General features: G+C 43.9%; 14 protein-coding genes. 13 read left to right on the top strand and 1 reads right to left on the bottom strand.

The features are described 5' to 3' along the window. The 9 genes from ABIN22_RS22005 to ABIN22_RS22045 form a co-directional block, all read left to right on the top strand. Window positions 1–435, top strand: a 435-nt coding sequence (locus ABIN22_RS22005) for a hypothetical protein (RefSeq protein ID WP_346911264.1), incomplete at its 5' end; no start/stop codon positions are given. A gap of 354 nt (window positions 436–789) precedes the next feature. Beyond that, complete coding sequence (locus tag ABIN22_RS22010; protein ID WP_346911266.1) at window positions 790–2,178, top strand: MATE family efflux transporter; 1,389 nt, start codon at window positions 790–792, stop codon at window positions 2,176–2,178. A gap of 72 nt (window positions 2,179–2,250) precedes the next feature. Next, window positions 2,251–2,607 carry a winged helix-turn-helix transcriptional regulator gene (locus ABIN22_RS22015; RefSeq protein WP_346911268.1) on the top strand — a complete coding sequence of 119 codons (357 nt, stop codon included), beginning with the start codon at window positions 2,251–2,253 and terminating at the stop codon, window positions 2,605–2,607. Between the two features lie 83 nt (window positions 2,608–2,690). After that, a complete protein-coding gene (locus tag ABIN22_RS22020) occupies window positions 2,691–3,107 on the top strand; it encodes a pyridoxamine 5'-phosphate oxidase family protein (protein WP_109731931.1) in 417 nt (138 codons plus the stop codon). Window positions 3,108–3,438: 331 nt separating this feature from the next. Continuing rightward, on the top strand, window positions 3,439–3,924 hold the full coding sequence (locus ABIN22_RS22025; RefSeq protein WP_346911269.1) for a hypothetical protein: 486 nt from the start codon (window positions 3,439–3,441) through the stop codon (window positions 3,922–3,924). A gap of 99 nt (window positions 3,925–4,023) precedes the next feature. After that, complete coding sequence (locus tag ABIN22_RS22030; RefSeq protein ID WP_346911271.1) at window positions 4,024–4,863, top strand: helix-turn-helix domain-containing protein; 840 nt, start codon at window positions 4,024–4,026, stop codon at window positions 4,861–4,863. Window positions 4,864–5,386: 523 nt separating this feature from the next. Then, a complete protein-coding gene (locus ABIN22_RS22035) occupies window positions 5,387–5,902 on the top strand; it encodes a type III toxin-antitoxin system ToxN/AbiQ family toxin (protein ID WP_118619464.1) in 516 nt (171 codons plus the stop codon). A gap of 222 nt (window positions 5,903–6,124) precedes the next feature. Beyond that, the gene (locus tag ABIN22_RS22040; RefSeq protein WP_346911273.1) at window positions 6,125–6,874 is read left to right on the top strand and encodes a GNAT family N-acetyltransferase; all 750 of its coding nucleotides are present in this window, start codon (window positions 6,125–6,127) and stop codon (window positions 6,872–6,874) included. A gap of 94 nt (window positions 6,875–6,968) precedes the next feature. Then, window positions 6,969–7,799, top strand: coding sequence for a class I SAM-dependent methyltransferase (locus ABIN22_RS22045; RefSeq protein WP_118619460.1), 831 nt, complete (start codon window positions 6,969–6,971; stop codon window positions 7,797–7,799). Window positions 7,800–7,904: 105 nt separating this feature from the next. On the opposite strand, the gene ABIN22_RS22050 is transcribed toward ABIN22_RS22045, so the two are convergent. Further along, window positions 7,905–9,353, bottom strand: coding sequence for a GntR family transcriptional regulator (locus ABIN22_RS22050; protein WP_346911275.1), 1,449 nt, complete (start codon window positions 9,351–9,353; stop codon window positions 7,905–7,907). A 272-nt stretch (window positions 9,354–9,625) separates the two neighbouring features. Between ABIN22_RS22050 and ABIN22_RS22055 the strand changes: the two genes are divergently transcribed. From ABIN22_RS22055 to ABIN22_RS22070, 4 genes are all read left to right on the top strand, one after another. Beyond that, complete coding sequence (locus ABIN22_RS22055) at window positions 9,626–11,734, top strand: putative bifunctional diguanylate cyclase/phosphodiesterase (RefSeq protein WP_346911277.1); 2,109 nt, start codon at window positions 9,626–9,628, stop codon at window positions 11,732–11,734. A gap of 23 nt (window positions 11,735–11,757) precedes the next feature. Next, window positions 11,758–15,150: an EAL domain-containing protein gene (locus tag ABIN22_RS22060; RefSeq protein ID WP_346911279.1), complete on the top strand. Its 3,393-nt coding sequence runs from the start codon at window positions 11,758–11,760 to the stop codon at window positions 15,148–15,150. A 66-nt stretch (window positions 15,151–15,216) separates the two neighbouring features. Further along, window positions 15,217–18,438, top strand: coding sequence for a hybrid sensor histidine kinase/response regulator (locus ABIN22_RS22065; RefSeq protein WP_346911281.1), 3,222 nt, complete (start codon window positions 15,217–15,219; stop codon window positions 18,436–18,438). A gap of 78 nt (window positions 18,439–18,516) precedes the next feature. Beyond that, window positions 18,517–20,664, top strand: coding sequence for a sensor domain-containing phosphodiesterase (locus ABIN22_RS22070; protein WP_346911283.1), 2,148 nt, complete (start codon window positions 18,517–18,519; stop codon window positions 20,662–20,664). Window positions 20,665–20,782 lie beyond the last annotated feature (118 nt).

Below are 20,782 nucleotides of genomic sequence, written 5' to 3' on the forward strand. Positions count from 1 at the left end.
AAAGTAGAGACCTTGGACAACAAAGTAGAGATCTTGGACAACAAATTTGTGGACTTAGATAACAAGGTTGGAACCTTAGACAACAAAGTAGTAGATTTAGGCAATAAAGTAGAGACCTTGGACAATAAATTTGTGGACTTAGATAACAAAGTTGTGGTTTTAGATGGCAAATTTAGCACCTTGGACAACAAAGTTGATACTATAAAGCAAGAACTCATTGACCGTATGGAAAAGATGGAGGCAGACATTCTGAATACTTGTCTGGGTTATACAGACGATCGAAATGAGATTATCATGAAAAAGCTTGACAATATCCAGAGTACGGTCAATACGTTAACTAGAATGGAAACAATCGATAATGACGTTTACAAATTGGTAAATAAGCGAATTGATGAGCTTGCTGAAAGAGTTGAGTGTTTAGAGCACGTATCATAGTCAGCGACTACATATACCACGCAATCAATGAGTGTAAAGTCTATTAAGTTATCAAGCAAGTTTTAATTCTTTTATAATTAATCCATTAAAAAGATGAAAAGGGGTGAGTACAATGTTGCTATATGGGAAGTTTTGCATTGGATCTGGCTCTGCACGATCACATAAAACAGGACATTGTGCGGAGCCCAATCAGATAAACAGGTTTCTTTGAAAGGCAGGGCTGTATAAATCAGATGATTCTGGTTTAAGAGCCTTATTTGTGTTACCTTTTTTGATGAACTGAAATGATTGGAAATTTGGCCGTGGACAATGTTTTGTCTGCGGCCTTTTGCTATTTTGAAAGGATTATTTAATATGGAAAATCAGGAACAGGATTTAACGGTGGGGAGTGTTCCCCAAAAACTGATACGATTTGCGATTCCTTTATTGGGCGCAAATTTATTACAGTCACTTTATAGTATTGCGGATATGCTGGTGGTGGGGCGTGTTGTAGGAAAGGCCGGGCTTGCCGCTATCAGCAATGCATCCATGTTAAGTTTCATAATTAATTCTATTTGTATTGGTGTCACAATGGGAGGGACCGTTTTAGCAGCCCAATATAAAGGGGCAAATGATGAACAGGGGCAAAAGGAAACGATTGGAACCTTATTCAGCTTGTCTTTTATTGCTTCCATCCTTGTTACGGCTGCCGGCTTACTTTTATATTCTCCTCTTTTTTCGCTCCTCCATGTACCTGTGGAGGCGATGAAAGATGCCTGCGGTTATATGCAGATCATCTGCATGGGAACGGTATTCGTTTTTGGATATAATGCGGTTTGTTCGCTTATGAAAGGATTTGGAGATTCCAAAAGCCCGTTATACTTTGTGGCCGTGGCTGCAGTTATAAATGTTTTTTTAGATTTGCTGCTAGTCGGCCCGATGGGGATGGGTACAAAGGGCGCTGCTTATGCTACTATTTTTTCACAGGGGATATCCCTGGTTGTTTCAGTTATACATTTGAAGCGAAAGGATTTTATATTTGATTTTAAGCTGGAAAGTTTTGCCATGCAAAGAGAGAAATTAATTATCATTTTGAAGGTAGGCCTGCCTGCTGCTGCCCAGATGGTAATTGTAAACATCTCGTATCTGCTGGTCACCGGCATGTTGAATACCTTTGGGGTTTCGGTGGCGGCGGCTTCCGGCATAGGACTAAAAGTAAATACCTTTGCAGGCATGCCGTGCTGGGCGGTCGGACAGGCTGTAACTGCTATGGCAGGACAGAATATGGGAGCAAAGGATATGGAACGAGTAAAGAAAACTACACGGTACGGATTGTTGATAAATATTTTTATTACGTTTATTACAGTTGTATTCGTCCAAATTTTTTCGGAAGCCATCATTATGCTTTTTGACCCGGCCAGTACGGACGTCATCACAGAGGGAGTCATGTATCTTCGGATCTGCTGCAGTATAAACAGTCTGGTTTATGCGGTGATGTATACGCTGGATTCCTTTGCGATTGGCGTGGGCTCTGCGAATATTGCTATGTGCAATGCTTTTTTAGATGCCATGATCGTGCGCCTGCCAGTTTGCTGGTTTCTGGCATTTCCCATGCAAATGGGTTTTATGGGAGTTTATATTGGTCAGGCACTTTCTCCTATTCTACCTGCGCTGGCAGGTGTGATCTACTTTAGAGGTAAGTCATGGGAGACAAAAAAACTAATTAACAGTGAAGAAAATCATAGAAAAAAATGGAAAAGGTAGAGTGGGGACTTTTAATCTGCTACAATAAAAACAAAATCACATTAATATTATTTAATTTACGGAGGTATTTGTATGAAAATGCGGGACAGTTATACATGCCCATTGGAATTAACGCATGATATTATACGTGGAAAATGGAAGCCCATCATTTTATGGCAGCTGGGGAAGGGGGCCGTTTCCCTTTCAGCTTTGCAGAATGATATCGCCGGGATCGGACAGAAAATGCTGTTGCAGCATCTGGGGGAACTGCAGGATTTCGGTATGGTACAAAAAGAACCATATGAGGGCTATCCTCTTAAGGTGGAATACTCCCTTACAGATAAAGGCCGGCGGATGCTGAGTGTCATTACTGCAATGCAGGAAATCGGAATTGAGTTAATGAAAGAGGACGGTAAGGAAGAATTTTTGAAAAATAAGGGATTGATATAGGTGCACACAAAAAAGTGTGTAATGTACAATCGTTCCGTGCTCTGTTAGAATAAAAATAAAAAACAGGGGAGGGTTTTACCATGATGAAAAATCCAGAGCAGACCATAGGAAATATGGCAGATAAAAATAGTACGGCTTTTATCTGCTATATTGATAATGAGGGATTCCCGGTAACAAAGGCAATGCTGAAACCGAGGATACGGGAGGGAATCAAGGTGTTTTGGTTTCATACAAATACATCCTCAAATAAAGTGAAATTTTTGCGGGAAAACCCAAAAGCCAGCGTTTATTTTGTGGATAAACGATTTTTCCGTGGAGCAAGCCTGATGGGAACTGTGGAAGTATTAGAAACAAATGAGGCGAAAGAAATGTTATGGCAGGAGGGTGACACGATGTATTACACAGAAGGTGTAACAGACCCTGATTACTGCGTCCTGAAATTCACGGCCGTTAAAGGCAGATATTATAGTAATTTCCATTCAGAGGATTTTGAGATTTAACAGACACAGCGAAGCGGATTGTCAATATCCTGTTATTTTTACGGAACAAACAGTAAAAGCAGGCGGGCCGGTCAATGGCAGATAAGTGGGCATATGCCAGTCATTGACGGCCCGCCTGTCTTTTATTAGTGGAATATAAAATGTGGAAACAATTTTTAATTTAGTGGAAAAATAAGATCTGGAAACAATCTCCTGCTTTACAGGATAGGGGAGGATGATAAAATACATTATACGACCTATCCGAAAGGTGCAGTAAAAGAGAGGTAATATTCTGCTATTTAAGTTATAATCAGAAAAATACAGACAAAAAAGCAGAGAGGAATTAATGATTATGGAGAAGACAGAGTTTAACGATTTTATTGCCACGGTTCCGGCGGAGAACCAGGATTTTGTAAAAGAGTTACATGACAGGTTAATGGAGCATGGATGTAAGATAGAGATTAAGACTGCCAAAAGCGGTTACATGGTTTCTTACATATATAATAAGAAGACAGTCGCCAATTATGTATTCCGGAAAAAGGGCATGCTTGTGCGGATTTATGGAGTTCATGTGAATGAGTATGAAGAGGTTTTGGAAACACTGCCGGATGAGATGGCCCGCTCGATTCAGAAAGCGCCTATATGTAAGCGTATGGCAGATCCGAATGCCTGTAATCCGAGATGTTCAATGGGCTATGACTTTTGGATGAAGGGTGAGCACTACCAGAAATGCCGCAGCAGCGCTTTTATGTTTCTTGCCTGCCCTGAAAACAATCCGTTTATCCGGACATTATTATTAAATGAAGTGGAAGCATGGGAAAAATCAAACTACGAGTAGCGAGATGATGGGAATTCTCTACTTGTGCCATATCTTGCAAGAAAAATTTACGCCGGGATGGTAAAATTATTTAATATGAAGCATAGGAGGTAAGCTGGCATGAGTGGAAATCAGGAACAGCGCCATATTTATTATGACCGTGATCTGGGAATAGAGGCATATCAGTTAAGCGGCATTGTACAGAAGTTTCCAAATCATTTTCATGAATATTATGTGATTGGGTTCATCGAGGGCGGAAAGCGCCACCTTTGGTGTAAGGGGCAGGAGTACGATTTGAATGCCGGCGACCTGATTTTATTTAATCCAAGGGACAACCATTATTGTGCGCCTATAGGCAGGGAACTGCTGGATTACCGTGCCGTGAATATTCACACCGATGTCATGCTCGGCATTGCCAGAGAAATCACAGGGAAGGATTACATTCCTCATTTCACACAAAATGTCGTTTATCAAAGTGAAATTGCGCTGTCAGTAGCAGAGGTGTATGAAGCGATGCTTTTGGATATGCCAAAACTGAAAAAAGAAGAGTCCTTATTTTGCCTGATAGACCAGATTCTGCAGGAATATGCCGCCCCGTTTGAAATGGTTGGAGATGACGGGCCGGGAGAGAAGACAAAAATGCTTTGCAGCTACATGGAACAGCATCTGGCTGAAAATATTGCATTGGACGATCTGGCGTCCATGATTGGGGCCGGAAAATCTTACCTCCTGCGGTCTTTTACAAAAGAAGTGGGGGTATCACCATACCGTTATTTGCAGACCATACGCATAGAGAGGGCAAAGAAACTGCTGGAACAGGGGATTGGACCGATCGATGTCGCGGGAATGACGGGCTTTTCCGATCAAAGCCATTTTACAAACTATTTTAAAGAATTTATCGGGCTGACGCCAAAGCAGTACCAGAGGATATTTAGTGATACATTGCCGGCTGGGGAATAAAGGTATGTGGTTCAAGGGAATCTATGGTGCGCTAAGAAGGTATCCTTAATAAAATTTTTATTGATTTTTCCAGAGGAACTTCATATAATATAAGTGAGCAAAGAAATTTGTTCGGTTTAAGTGCATTGTTACTTTGAGTGCAAACCCTTAATTTAAGTGCTTCACTACTTTGAATGTGAACCTTTAATTTAAGTGCTTCGCAGCTTAAAATGCGAATCGATAATTTTCGGGGAGATAAGTAGCTTATCTCCTTGTTAATTTTATCAGAAATCTCAAAAACGTCCATATATCATAAATAAAATATTTTTCTTTAAATTTCATTTACAACAATGTTGTATTTTCCCGTATTGAAATGTTCAGCTTTTAAATAGTTTTTATTGTCAAAGTTGGTTGTTTTATTATACCAAAATAGCGTGTTATAAAGAGGAACAATATCATCAGTATAGTTTGTGCAGTCTGGTTTTCATACACTAATACTGCCCCTTGTAAAACGGTATGTGTGATTATACTATGGAGGATAAAAATGGATTTTTACCGTATAAATGAGGAATACACTAGGTTTCTACAAAGATACGAAAAGGAAAAAAGAGGAGTTACGAAAGTGCCGAATACCTGGTATACAGGCCGTAATAAGTTTGCATTTGGTGCTGTTATGCAAGTAAATAATATGAATTATTATGTTTCTGTATCATCTTTTGATAAGAAGCAGGAGGCAAATATTTTGATTCGTGTGCCAGGAGATGAAAAAGAAGTAAAAGGTTCCTTGCGATTTAATTATATGGTTCCTGTACCCGATGAATGTCTTGAAAAATTAGTAATCAAGGATGTTGAAGACGAGAAATACCGACTATTGTTAAATAAAGAATATCAATTTTGTATGCACAATGCAGAGAAAATTCAGAAGAAGGCTAATAAAATATATGCGATGGTTACATCAAATCGTAAGCAGATTTTAACAAACAACAGTTGTGCATTTCATATTTTAGAAGATGGATGTCGGGAGTACATAGAGAAATACTTGAAAAGAGATTTTAAATAGTTGAGTCTGTAAGATGCATTTTAGTTCCTCCCTGAAAGTTGAAGGCTATGAGAAACAAAGAATTGTATATAAGAGTAATTGATAATTAGTAGTTAAAGAAATAAAGGACGGATGCCATTAAATATTAAGACAGAAAAAAATTTCTATGATAAAATAAAAGAATATAAGTTCCGGTTCTCTCCGCCCAAGGAAATTATAATTGAAAACGAGGTAAATTGAAATATGAGTGAAGAGTTTGTAAATTTGACGGCAGAAAATCTCGCCAATGAACATTTGTGCTGCATTATCCGTACCAAAAAGCTGCATCCGGGTGTGGAGGCTAAAAGACAATGGATTTCTGAAAGGCTAAAAGAAGGACATACTTTTAGAAAACTGGAAGTAAAAGGGACCGTATTTATTGAGTATGCCCCTTTGGAAACTGCATGGGTCCCCATTACGGGAGATAATTATTATTATATTTATTGCCTGTGGGTTTTAGGCGATTATCGGGGGAAGGGGTATGCAAAATCGTTAATGGAGTATTGTATTGCGGATGCGAAGGAAAAAGGGAAATCCGGAATATGTATGCTTGGGGCGATAAAGCAAAAAGCATGGCTTTCAGACCAGTCTTTCGCGAAAAAATGTGGTTTTGAGGTTGTAGATACCACTGACAGTGGATATGAGTTACTTGCGCTTTCTTTTGATGGAACAGTTCCGGCGTTTAATCAGAATGCAAAGTTGTGTGCGATTGAGAGGGAAGAACTGACCATTTATTATGATATGCAGTGCCCTTATATTTATCAAAATATTGAAATCTTAAAAGAATATTGTTTTGAACACGATATCCCGTCTTCATTTATTCAGATAGACACGCTGCAGAAAGCAAAGGAGCTGCCTTGTGTTTTCAATAACTGGGCAGTATTTTATAAGGGGAAATTCGAAACGGTAAATTTGTTAGATGTTGCACATTTGAAAAAAATACTGAAGAAGTGAAAGAAAAGAGGCGGTGGTACATTATGATAAGTGGTAGCGCGCTCACAGAAGCACCATTGTATAAGAAAAAGCGAATGCTTTTGGAGGAAGTATTATGATGAATGAATTAAGTGGTTATTTAAAGAAACCACAGCTATATGCTCCAAGTACAGGAGATTTCTGGAATGACATACATATATCAAAGGGGATGCTGGCGGCGCATTTGAATCCACTTGAGGACGCGGCAACCCGCAGGCATGAATTTCTAAACAAATCAGTCGAATGGATTTCTAAAATTGCCCCGCCGTCCCAATACAAATTCTTACTTGATTTGGGATGTGGTCCCGGTTTATACGCCCAGCGTTTTTACAATGCAGGATACTCTGTGACAGGAGTGGACTTTTCCAAACGTTCTATAGATTACGCAAAAGAACAATCATTACTGCATAACGCTGCAATCGAATATTTTTATCAGGACTACCTGACGATTGATTATACAGAGCAGTTCGATGTAATAACGTTAATTTACTGTGACTATGCAGTGATGCCGGTATCTGACCGGCTTCATTTATTAAAGAAGATTTATCGGGCATTAAAGAAAAATGGGAAGTTTATTGTTGATGTTTTTACACCGATTATGAGACAGAAAGAAAGCCGGTCATGGGAATGTTGTGAGGCAGGCGGGTTTTGGTGCGAAAAACCACATATTTGTTTGGAGTCTGTATACCAATATGATGACGAGGATGCTACGGAACTTCGCCAATGTGTTGTTTTAACTGATGAAACTATAAGCTGTTATAATGTCTGGGATCATTTTTTTACTAAAGAAAAGCTGCTGTCAGAAATCCAGGGTGCAGGTTTCTTTATGTTTGAAATTTATGGTGATGTAGCAGGAAAGGAATATTCAGACACAGGCGAAACGATTTGTGGTGTTTTTACAAAGTAAAGGTTTGAAACATTGTTATATCTTTCGTGTAATAGAAAAAAAGCAGAGGGCCGCGCCTGTGGGCGTATGGCTACTCTGCTTTTTTGTTTCCTAATAGATTAACCCTTAATCGAAGGTCGGCAGCATGATGGCATCGGCTTCATGAATACCACCGGCAATGAGTTTTTCTTTTCCAGCCTTAAAGATATCAAGGGCCAGATGCTGTAGTTCTGTGGCAAACAGCTCAGAATCTCTTTCTTCCAGACTTTTCAGCAGGATTATGGTTGACCGGGAATCAAATCTAAAATCGTATGGTTTCATATCATTGAGCGGATACCCCAGATACTGAAAGTACATCAGTCCGCCCAGTATCTGACGTAAAGCTGGCGATTGTGCGTTCTCTTTCAGCAGGACGAAACAGATACCGAATGTCATGTAGTAGTCCTTGGACATCTGAATATTTTTCAGCCAGGATATGGTACTTTGAATGGAAGTATCCGCCAGCGTAGGAAAAACAGACCGGGCTGCATCTTTACAGATTATCAGGATAATCTGCATGCTTTGTAAATATTGCAGCAGGGCTTTTTTCAGGTTGGGGGTAGAGAGTTTGGAAATCGGCGCCGGGTTATCAAATCCCACCAGTACCCGTGTCCCTTTTCCGGGGATCGTCTCTACAATTCCGATGTCGCTGAGTATTTTCACTGCCCGGCGCACTGTAATTAATGGCATAGAATACTGTTTCGCCAGAGCAGTAAACGAGGGGAGGAATTCCTGATTCCCCAAAGAAGAGTAAATTTGCCGGAGAAGTTTCATGGCCAGATTAAAACTGACCAGCGGACGTTCCGAGAAATAATTCCACTCATAGGGGATCGGCTTGGCCGGATTCTCAGGCACAGGCAGCGTATCATAATACAGGCGTACCCCTTTGATATGCTTCTGGTACAGACGGGTCAGCAAATCTTTTAGCTGTACATAATCAGATGCTTTACGTAGGGAAAGTATCTGTGCAGTTACCTTTTTTAAATAGGTCATATAACCATATGTATACGCGTTGTCCCCCAGATGCATAATCGTGGGGTGTCCGAAGAAATTTGTGCTCATATATAAGTTGAGAAACAGAGGATTTCCCAGGGCTTTCAGGATATGAAGAAAGAAATCAAAAAACGGATATTCATTGTAAGGTGACATTCGTTCAAAAATTTCTGTCAGCTTTTTCAAATCTTCTTTATCGCATAATTTCAATCCCTGCAGCATAACCTCCGGCCATATCAGCAGCATCGTATTACACAGGTCCAGCAGTGCATCTTTTGTAGCATAGCTGTAAGCCCTGTATTCTGTCCGGCATTCCTCTTCTTTAATATCATAAGTAACAATCGCACTCCGCCCCTGGCTCAGAGATACATAATTCTCTTCCTCCAGAAGCCTCAGGGCGTTGTGAATGGTGGCACTGGAAACATTAAAGGTTTTGCAAAGATCGGGCACAGTAGGAAGACTCGATCCGGTAGGATATAAGCCGAAAAGAATACAGTTATACAGATGTTTGTAGGCTATATTGTATAGATTTAATTCATCCAAGTTTAATTCATCCTCCTAAAGATAACATTTTCTTTAATATACCACATATTCTCCGAAATACAAAGAAATGGGAAAGCCGTAACTACAAAGATATTTATATTTTAACATTTTTAACACCATTAAAGGGACTATTTTATTGAATAATTTATAAACATAGCTTATAATAAAAAATATTAAATGAGCACAATAAAAATTAATAAGAACAGTTTAAACGATGGATAGATATACAGAAATAACTATTATAACCCTACATGAAAGGGGAGAATGTGAAAATGAAAAAGTATGAACACAGCCCATCGGGAAGTAACTTTGTGGAAAACGATGAGTATAATCTTCTGATGACTTCCATGCGTGTTAGTGTAAGCAAACATCTTCTGGATGATCATTTTACGGTTGTGTGGGCGAACGATTTTTATTATGACCTGATTGGATATCCGAAAGAAGAGTATGAGGCGGTATTTGAAAACCAGTGCGACCGCTTTTTCCGCAGTAATACAGACGATTGGGATGGGATCGTGGCAGCTGCTATGGGGGCGTTCGAAGCCGGTGAGTTACGATACGAGCATATCACAAGAATGCGCCATAAGGATGGCCATATGATCTGGGTCAGGCTGGTTGGAACATACACGGAAGATGTCATTGACGGATACCACATTGCTTATACTGTGATGAGCGATATCAGCGATATCATCCGGATGCAGAAAGAACAAACAGTTACCTACAACAGCATCCCCGGTTTTATCGCAAAATTCCGGATCAGGGAAAGTCAGATTGAACTTGTGGATGCCAATGAACGATTTCTTTATTTTTTTGATCATCGGGAGCAGAATGCCCTGGTAAACTTAAATACACCGGAAAATGAGGCGGCACTAAGGGAGTCCTTTCCTATCATGCGAAAGGGAAAACCAGTCCGGTTTACGATGGAAGCACGGGATAAAGAAGGACATGCTGTCTGGCTGCAGTTAAACGGAGATTGTATTGATACGATTGACAGAGACCCGGTCTATCTGATGGTTTATATAGACATTACTGACCTTACACGGCAGCGGGAATTACAGAAGGAAACCAATATGCGGCTGGAGCAGCTGGCATTTGTGGACCCGGTGACCGGCGGCTTTAACCGTACCTGCTTTGAACTGAAAGCCGAGGAGGCGATAAAAGCAGCACCGGCCGGAACTTACGCCTTGGTCTGGATGGACGTACAGAAATTCAAGCTTCTCAATGAAATGTTTGGTGTTGAAAGCGGAAATGAGGCGTTGAAATACATACATGGCGTGATCCGCAGTTCTCTGGAGGAGGGGGAATATGTGAGCCGCACTTCTGCGGATAACTACAGCCTTCTGCTCAAAGCTGCGCAAAAAAGGGAAATAGAGGCGCGTCTGAATGATATTGCAGAAAAGGTCAACCACTTTAACAAGGATGCGGAACAGAAATATATCCTTTCCCTGACAGCAGGCGTCTATTATGTGGAGGATCCAAAGCTGCCCATCATGCAGATTCAGGACCGGGCAAACGTAGCCAGGGAGAATATCGTCAGGAAAGCAGATGCAAAGCTGTGTATCTGCATGTTTTATTCTGAGCTGGATCAGCTACGGCTGATGAAGGAGAAAGAAATCGAAAACCGGATGCGTGATGCGCTTGAAAAAGAACAGTTCGTCGTGTATCTCCAGCCGAAACAGTCGCTGCGCGATGGGACCATTGCGGGAGCAGAAGCACTGGTACGGTGGCTTGACCCGGAGAGAGGTCTGATCCCGCCCAATGATTTTATCCCTTTGTTTGAAAAGAACATGTTTATTGTAAAGCTGGACCTCTATGTGTTTGAGCGTGTGTGCGCACTGCTGCGGAAATGGATCGGTCACGGTGAGAAGCCGGTGCCGGTTTCCGTGAATATGTCCCGGGCACATCTGCTGGACCGGGATTTCCTGAAGCGGTACGAGGATATCCGCCAACGGTATAACATTCCGGCAGAACTGCTGGAGATCGAACTGACGGAAACACTGGTATTTGAAAATCCGGACGTGCTGATGCAGGTCATCGATACGTTCCACAGAGGCGGGTATCACTGCTCTATGGACGATTTTGGCAGCGGTTATTCTTCGCTCAATGTGCTGAAAGATATTGACATTGATTCCATCAAGCTGGACAAGGCGTTCTTTGGTTCTGAAGAAATGGACAACCCGCGGGAACGGGATGTGGTCACTTCTGTGCTTGAGCTGGCGGCCAAGCTGAAGATGACTACGGTTGCAGAAGGTGTAGAAACGGATGCACAGAAGGATTTTTTGAAAGGGACGACCTGCGATCTGCTGCAGGGATATATCTTTTCCCGCCCAGTACCACCGGAGGAGTTCGAGCGGATGACTTTTGGAAGAACGCTTTCATAAAAGCGGTTTAAGGAGGTGTTCCTATGGATTTGTTCGATATAGACTCTGACCGGATGGAAATGTTTTTATATAATGCAGTAGCATCGATCAGCAGCGATTATATATATGTCTGGGATCTGGAAACGGATGTCCTCTCGGCATCCCCCAATATGGTCTCTGACCTGGGGCTTGCCGGAAACCGCATGACCAACTGTCTGAAAACGGGGATTAAGTGGATCCATCCCCATGACCGGGCAAGGGTGCGGGATCTGTATGGGGCGTTTATCAACTCTGAAGAGGACACCCTGGATTTGGAGTATCAGGCATTGACGGCAAACGGCACCTACATCTGGCTGAGTGGCCGAACAAAGATCAAACGCAATAGTGCAGGTAAGCCGCTGCTGATCGTAGGCACACTGCGCAATATGGAGCAGTATGAGGGTGTGGATCAGGTGACCGGTCTTTTGCGGCACAGTTACAGCCGTGAAAGGTTTGAAAGTACACTGGAAGGCAGGGCAGGCTTTCATGGGGAGCTCCTGATTTTAGGAATCGATGGATTTAAAAATATCAATATACTCAACAGCCACAGCTTTGGGGATCTTGTGCTGCGCACAACAGCCCAGGATATCCTAAAGATGCTCCCTGAACAGGTGAAGCTCTATCGGTATGATGGGGATCAGTTCCTACTCTCTGGAAATAATGTCCGGCGGGAGGAGATGCTTCAGATCTACGAAAATATCCGGCAGTATGCCTCTGAACCGCATCGGACAAACGGCAGCACCTACCGGTTTACGGTGTCCGGAGGGATCATCGCATATCCGGAGGAAGCGCACAGCTGGGTAGAGCTGGAGAAAGGGGCCTGTGCCGCGCTGAGACAGGCAAAGGAAAATGGGAAGAACCAGTGTGTGGAATTCACAGCAGGGCTGCTTGATGAACTGCAGCTTTCCCATTGCCTGGCACAGAGCATAGACAATGGTTATCAGGGATTTCGTCTGGTTTTCCAGCCGATTTGTGGAACAGATACTCTGGAGATACTTGGAGCGGAGGCCCTTTTGCGGTACCGGATGCCGGACAGCAGGGAGATATCACCGGCAGAGTTTATCCCCCTGCTGGAGAGCAGCCGCCTGATCCTTCCGGTGGGATTGTGGGTGCTTGAGCAGGCCATCCGTGTCTGTAAAGTCTGGACGGAACTAAAACCGGATTTTGTAATGGATGTCAATGTGTCCTTTGTGCAGCTGCGTGATTCCGGATTTTGTGATAAAGTGGCGGCATTGCTGTGGAAGTATGGCCTGCCCGTGCGGAATCTGGCCTTGGAATTGACGGAGAGCTATTTCATAACGGATGATGCCAGGGTGAATGCTTCGCTGGAACGCTTAAATGAAATGCGTATAGAGCTGTCTATGGATGACTTTGGCACCGGCTATTCCTCCCTCGGGCGCCTGTCTGAGATCGGCATGGATGTTGTGAAGATCGACCGCTATTTTGTCAAGGCACTGCATATCAGCCAGTATAACCATGACTTTGTGGAGTCCGTTATCCGGCTGTGCCACAATCTGGGAAAAGCGGTCTGCATGGAAGGCGTTGAGACAAAGGAAGAGTGGGAGACTATCAGCCTGCTCAACGCAGATATGGTTCAGGGTTTCTATATTTCCAGGCCGGTGGAACAGGAGGAATTTTTTCAGAACTATCTTACCTCTGCCTACGACAGCAGGAACCTGATAAGTTCTATTAATAAGGAGAAGCTACAAAGGGAACTGGAAAACAGCAAGGAACTGCTGTTTTCCATGCTGAACGCGACGCCTCTGTGCCTCATGCTCTGGAACCGCCAGTTTGAGATCATGGCCTGTAATGAAAAGGCAGTCCAGCTGTTTGGAGCAGAAGGGGAAACGGAGGTGGCCGAATACTTCTACCGCTTTTCTCCCCTCCGTCAGGCAGACGGCCGTACTTCCGTTGAAGTTGTACATGAAAAGCTCATGGAGGCCTTTGTGACCGGACGTTCTGAATTTAAATGGATGCATTGTGATAAAGATGGAGGCAGTATACCGGTAGAGGTAGTATCAGTACGGATCCCGTACAGGGGGGACTTTGTTGTGGCCAGTTATACGCGGGATCTCCGCGGAGAAATCGAATTAACGGAAAAACGATGGAAGTTTAGGATGCGGCTCAAGGCGCTGCTGGACGCGACTCCACTCTGTCTGAACCTCTGGGATAAAGAGTTCCACAACACTATGTGCAACCGCGAGGCAGTGGAACTTTTTGAACTGGAAAGTGAACAGGAGTACCTCGATCATTTTAATCTGTTGTCCCCTGAACGGCAGCCGGATGGCAGTCTGAGCTCTGAGCGGTCGAAAGAGAGGATCCAGGAGGCGATGCAGATGGGACGCATCCAGTTTAACTGGATGCACAAAAAACTGGACGGAGAACTGATCCCCGCTGAAATAACGTTGGTGCGCATTGAAGGGCTGGAGGAGGACGGCAGCGTAATGGTGGCTGGTTATACCAGAGACCTCCGTGACCAGATCAGAGCTGAAAAGGCAGAGCGTCTGATGGCAAGGCGTGTTCGTGCAATGGTGGATTCCTCACCCCTCGCCTGTGTCCTGTGGAACATGTGTCAGGAAGCTCTGGACTGTAATCAGATCGCTGTTGAGATGCTGGGAGCCAGGGATAAAGAGGAAGTCCTCCATGACTTTGACAGTTTTATGCCGCTTTATCAGCCGGATGGTTCTATCAGCACAGAAAAGAGAAAGAAAACGATGAGCGAGATCCAGGAAAACAGGCGCTATGTTTTTGAATGGGTTTATATGAACCGGAGTGGGGAGCACATCCCATGCGAGGTCACACTGGTGAAGGCGGTAATTGGAGATGATGATGAAGATATTATTATCGCCTACAGTCGTGATCTGCGTGAGCTGAAGCACTCTCTGGACCTCATTGAACGGCTGAGGCAGCAGGCCTGTTACGATGCTTTGACTGGCTGCTTAACCCGGAAATATTTTATAGAACTCCTTTCCGAGCGGCTTCAGAATAGAATGAAGGAGACTCCTGTTGTACTGGGACTCCTCGATTTGGATGGTTTTAAGAATGTCAATGATACCTATGGACATGAGGCAGGTGATATGACCCTGAAACGTGTCATAAAAAGAGTAGGAGAACTGTTGCCGGAAGACGCAGTGATCGGAAGGTTCGGCGGTGATGAATTCCTGCTTCTGCTATATGAAACAGAGCAGGGGAGTGTCTCCAAGTTGCTGCAAGGTCTTGTGGGGCGGATATCACATATGCAGCTCGAATATCAGGGGAATCTTTTTGCAACCTCCGTCAGTATTGGAGCTGTTTTCCAAACCCCGGATGATATCTGTCCGGATGACCTGATCCGCCGGGCAGATGATGCCCTCTATCAGGCTAAGAGAAACGGCCGTAACAGAAGCGTTCTAATTTAAGGGTGTTTAGAGTTACTACTATAGTTGGAAAAGCGGCTTACTTCCGCTCAGCTGTTTTCAAACAGAATGGATCCAGTTATTAAAATAAAGAATACGATGGAGGAGAGCCAGGTGGAGATTAATCTAAGTTATGAGCAGCTCAATAATGAATACAGTATGCTGATGGGAGTTTTAGGTGCCAGTGTCAGTAAGCATCTTGTTGACGAGCATCTCACATGCATTTGGGCCAACGATTATTATTATGAGCTGATCGGTTACAGCAGGGCAGAGTATGAGGAACGGTTCCAAAATCAATGTGACCGGTACTTTGAAAATAATCCGGAAGGGTGGAAAATACTCACAGATAAAATAGAGGCCAGCCTGTCGGACGGGAAAAAAGGGTACTCGGTTTATCTGCCAATGGTCCATCCGGACGGCTCCTCATTTTGGATCAGGCTGCAGGCTGTCTTTACAGAGGAATATATAGAGGGGTATCGGGTTGCCTATACCACAATGGTGGATGTGACGGAAATGATGCAGGTGCAGAAAGAGCAGCTACGCGCACAGAAAAACTATGAGACGATGACGCGCGAACAGGAAATGCTTATGAGTGCACTCAATGTCAGTGTTAGCTCCCATTTGCTGGACGAGCACTTTACCTGCATCTGGGCGAATGAATTTTATTATAAACTGATCGGTTATCCCAAGTCAAAATATGAATCCCTGTTCCACAACCATGCGGATGAATATTATAGCAATAACCCTGAGGGCTGGGACATGCTTGCCAAAAAAGTCGCATCTGTTTTAGAGAAGGGGGAGGACAAATACGAGCTGATCGTCCCAATGAAATATGAGGATGGCACCAGTTACTGGGTAAAACTGGTCAGTTTTTTTACAGATCAGTATGTGAACGGCTACCGTACATCCTATACCGTTATGACAGATGTGACAGAGCTTGTACAGACGAAGAATGAACTGGAAATGATGATGCAGGCAATGAAGGTCAGCGTCAGCAAGCACAAGGTGGATGAACATTTCTCCCTGGTCTGGGCCAATGAATTTTATTATCAGCTCATCGGGTACACCAAATCCGAATATGAGGCCAGATTCCATGACCATTGTGACGAATATTTCATGGATAATCAGGAGACCTGGGACATCATCTGCAGCAAGGTTGACAGCATGTCTGCGGCGGGAGAGGATAGTTTTGAAGCATATCTGCCGTTAAAGCTGCCGGGAGGATCTTCAAAATGGGTAAAGATGGTGGATTTCTTTACAAATGAATTTCAGGATGGGAAAAAGCTGGCTTATACCACCATGATTGACGTCACTGAACTGCTGCAGGCACAGCAGGATAAAAGCGTTGCTTATGAACACGTACCCGGTTTCATTGTAAAATACCGGATCTTACCGGACCGGTTCATGATGATCGATGCCAGCAGCCGCATAAAGGATTTTTTTGATATGGATCTGGACAACCTGTCTGCTGTTGATTTTATGGAAGTGTTACATCCGGAGAGCCGTCAGACTATTGATTCCCTGCTTCCGGATTTACGGAACAGAGAGGCGCTGGAGCTGGATGAATCCATCCGTGTCAAAGACAAATTTGGCAGGGACTGCTGGCTTCAGCTCCACGGCACCTGTATTGATCCCATTGCCGACGACCCGGTTTATCTGGTGGTCTTTATTGACATTACGGATATTACGGAACTGAGAAAGCTCCAGCACCAGCTGGAGGAGCGCACGGAGATGCTCAACACAGCACTGGAGTCTGCGAAACTGGCAAATGCGGCGAAGTCGGATTTCCTTTCCCGCATGAGCCATGATATCCGCACACCTATGAATGCGATCGCCGGGATGACGGAGATCGCGGATGCCCACCTGCAGGAACCAGAACGCGTAAAGGATTGTCTGCATAAGATCCGGCTCTCCAGCCATCACCTTCTGGACCTGATCAATGACGTACTGGATATGTCACAGATTGAAAGCGGCAAGGTTTCCATTCATGCGGCCTCTTTTTCGCTGCCGGATCTGATCAGGGAGATCATTATGATCACTCTGCCAAATGTGCGTACAAAATATCATGATTTCAAGGTTCATCTGCGGAATATCCGGCAGGAACATTATTATAGTGATGAGCTGCGTCTGCGTCAGATATTGCTGAACCTTTTGTCTAATGCCTCGAAATTCACACCGGAGTATGGGCAGATCGTATTTGAAGTGGAACAGATTCCAGAAAACTCGACACTTTCCTTTACTATCGCAGACACCGGCCCCGGCATAAACGCAGAATTTCAAGAACATATTTTTGAGACATTTGCAAGGGAACGTGACAGCCGTACAGACCGGATCGAGGGCAGCGGCCTTGGACTTGCCATTGTGAAACGGCTCACTGAGCTGCTGGGCGGTAACATTCAATTGAACAGTCTGCCCGGACAGGGCACCACTTTTTATGTGACACTGCCTATGCAGCCCATCGGGCATTCGACTGTTGATTTTACCGGTATAAACGGTATGCTCCTGCTGGTGGATGCAGACCCGGTTGTCCTTATGGATGCACAGCAGGCTCTGAGTGATCTCGGAGTTGGGGCAGACTGTGCGGAAAGTGTTAATGAGGCATTATCCCATATCCGTGACAGGCATCAGGCAGGCGAAGAATATCAGATGATCATTATGGATTGGAGAATGCTCCGGATGGATGGGCTGGATGTGTCAGAGCAGATTCGAAGAGAATCTGTAGGTGAGCTGCCGCTTCTGGTCGTGTCCGCTTATGATTGGAGCGAGATCAAAAATGAGATGACCACGGGGATTGACGGATATATAGAAAAGCCCTTTTTCCAGTCTACATTCAGGAATTGTATGCTGAAGTACCTGAAGGGTGAAGAAGCATCAAGTCATGAAAATGTGGTATACGATTTCCGAGATAATACATTTCTGCTTGTAGAAGACAACGAGCTGAACCGTGAAATTGCTTTAGAACTGCTGGGAAGCTTTGGCGCCCGGCTGGAGGTTGCTGTAAATGGAGAGGAAGCAGTCAGGCTTTTTCAGGCCAGCGCTCCCGGTTACTATTCTCTGATATTGATGGATATTCAGATGCCGGTGATGAACGGTTATGAGGCTGCCCGTGCGATCCGGGCACTGAGCCGTCCGGATGCCGGGACAGTACCGATTATTGCAATGACAGCGGATGCTTTTGTTGAGGATATCCGAAACACAAAGGCTGCAGGGATGAATGGCCATATGGCAAAGCCATTGAGCTTTGATACTCTGGCCCTGGAGATCGAAAAGTATTTGATTTCTGCGGAATGATTAAACGAGGTTTCCATTCTGTTATATGCCAAAGAAGGCAAAGATTAATTACAGATCTGATGATTAGGGGGGTATACTGTGAGAGAATCTTTCTTTGAACAAGCTATCATCAACCAGCAAAATTTGGTAGCGTATGCTACGGATACGGCTACCAATGAAATAATATATATGACTCAAGCAGCAGCGACCCTATATGGATTTGAGGATGTGCAGGAGATATACGGAAAAAAATGCTACGAGTTGATTCAGGGTCTGGATACGGTCTGTCCATTCTGTACAAACAGTAAATTGATACCAGGACAGCCCTATCATTGGGAGCATTATAACGAAAAGATTCAGATGTGGTTTGATATTACAGATATTTTAGTTACATTTGAAGGCAAGAACTGCCGGCTTGAGATTGCGCGTGATATCACGGACGAGAAAGAAAGGTTTGACCGTGTTTCCAACCGGCTCACAATGGAAGAAACCTTGGTTGAATGTATTCAAACGCTTTCCAGTGAACCGGATGTGAACACGGCGGTGAACCACTTTCTGGAGATTATCGGCCATTTTTATATAGCGGACCGGGCATATATTTTTGAATACGAAAAGGATCATATCAAAAATACCTTTGAATGGTGCGCTCCCGATATTCTTTATCAAATGGATATGCTGCAGGAAATTCCCATTGAATATGTTAGTGAGTGGAACGATAAATTTGAGCTTGACGGAGAGTTTTTTATCACGTCATTGGACAAGGATCTGTCTGTGGCTTCACCAGAGTACCGCATCTTAAAGGACCAGGGGATTGAAAGCCTTGCCGTTGCTCCGCTCAGAAAAAATGGTCAGATTATCGGCTTCCTTGGCGTAGACAATCCTACGGAAAGCACAGAGGATCTAACGCTTCTGCGCAGTGTATCCAGCTTTGTGTTGGAGGAAATGGAGCGGCGCAGGCTGATTCAGAATCTGGAGCAGTCCAGCTATACGGATTTACTCACCGGCCTGCAAAACCGGAACAGCTACATAAAAATGCTGGACAGGCTTTCTGAACAAACTCTGCAGTCATTAGGCGTTATCTATATCGACATCAATGGGATGAAAAAGATAAATGACAATAACGGTCATGAGTATGGGGACAGAGTGATCAAAAAGGTGGCAGATACCCTGAAGTCTCACGTAGGATGTGATGCATACCGGGTAGGCGGAGATGAGTTTACGGTGCTCTGTGTTGATATCAGTGAACAGGATTTTCATCGGCTTACAGAAAGCCTGATCCTGGATTTTGGCAGGAACAAAAAATATGATGTTTCCATTGGCCATACCTGGAGGGAAGGAAATGTATCCCCCGATGAAGAGATCCTGAAGGCTGATGATCTGATGTATGCAGAAAAGCAGCGGTATTATCACGCAATTCTGCAAGGAAAGAAAACGGCACGCACTGGTATCGCCACGGAGCTTTTAAGGGATATATCTGACCACCGCTTTGAGGTCTATTACCAGCCGCAGATCTGCCTGAAAACAGGGCGGATCATTGGTGCAGAGGCTTTGGTACGGAAAAGGGATAAGCAGGGAAAGCTGATCCTGCCGGACCATTTCATTCCCAACTATGAGAGGGAGCGCGTCATCCGCCATTTGGATCTGTTAGTATTCCGGATGGTTTGTGCCGATCTGCAGAGATGGAAAAGCCAGGGGATTGAAACCCATATCTCCTCAAACTTTTCACGTATTACGCTGATGGCCTCTGATATTATGACACAGATCAGGCAAATCTGCCGGGAATACGGTGTCCCTGCGCAGAATATCACCATAGAGGTGACCGAAAATATCAGTAAGCTGGAGCCACAGCAGTTACTCAAGCTAATGAAACAGATAGCTGCAGAAGGATTCTCTGTTTCCCTGGATGATTTTGGTGCCAAATATTCCAATCTGTCGATCCTGACTACACTTGAATTCAGTGAGATCAAATTTGATAAATCCCTGGTGGATAAATTAAGCAGTGACGTCAAAAGCCGTATTATTATGAAGAATACGATGCAGATATGTAAGGAGCTTCCGATGACACGTTCTTTGGCAGAAGGAATTGAGACGGCAGAGCAGCTGGATCTGCTGCATCAGTATCATTGTGACTATGGACAGGGTTATTACTTTGCCAAACCCATGAGTTCGGATGCGTTCTTTGAATTAATAAGGAAGGAACACATGCATAAGGGTACCGGATTACTAACAGGAGGAAAAAATCTGTGAAGAATTTGAAAGTCAGTAGGAAACTTATTATCTCTTACGCATTTGTTTTGACATTATTGGTCATTTGTATTGCAGTGAGTATTGGAAACCTGGTAAGGATAAGGTCAAAAGTAGAGAA

This window comes from Faecalicatena orotica, from assembly GCF_905197545.1.
Classification (GTDB): domain Bacteria; phylum Bacillota; class Clostridia; order Lachnospirales; family Lachnospiraceae; genus Faecalicatena_A; species Faecalicatena_A orotica.

Coding starts and splice junctions, on each gene's coding strand:
- ABIN22_RS22010 (WP_346911266.1), top strand. CDS start 790: ATGGAAAATCAGGAACAGGATTTAACGGTGGGGAGTGTTCCCCAAAAA.
- ABIN22_RS22015 (WP_346911268.1), top strand. CDS start 2,251: ATGAAAATGCGGGACAGTTATACATGCCCATTGGAATTAACGCATGAT.
- ABIN22_RS22020 (WP_109731931.1), top strand. CDS start 2,691: ATGAAAAATCCAGAGCAGACCATAGGAAATATGGCAGATAAAAATAGT.
- ABIN22_RS22025 (WP_346911269.1), top strand. CDS start 3,439: ATGGAGAAGACAGAGTTTAACGATTTTATTGCCACGGTTCCGGCGGAG.
- ABIN22_RS22030 (WP_346911271.1), top strand. CDS start 4,024: ATGAGTGGAAATCAGGAACAGCGCCATATTTATTATGACCGTGATCTG.
- ABIN22_RS22035 (WP_118619464.1), top strand. CDS start 5,387: ATGGATTTTTACCGTATAAATGAGGAATACACTAGGTTTCTACAAAGA.
- ABIN22_RS22040 (WP_346911273.1), top strand. CDS start 6,125: ATGAGTGAAGAGTTTGTAAATTTGACGGCAGAAAATCTCGCCAATGAA.
- ABIN22_RS22045 (WP_118619460.1), top strand. CDS start 6,969: ATGATGAATGAATTAAGTGGTTATTTAAAGAAACCACAGCTATATGCT.
- ABIN22_RS22055 (WP_346911277.1), top strand. CDS start 9,626: ATGAAAAAGTATGAACACAGCCCATCGGGAAGTAACTTTGTGGAAAAC.
- ABIN22_RS22060 (WP_346911279.1), top strand. CDS start 11,758: ATGGATTTGTTCGATATAGACTCTGACCGGATGGAAATGTTTTTATAT.
- ABIN22_RS22065 (WP_346911281.1), top strand. CDS start 15,217: ATGGATCCAGTTATTAAAATAAAGAATACGATGGAGGAGAGCCAGGTG.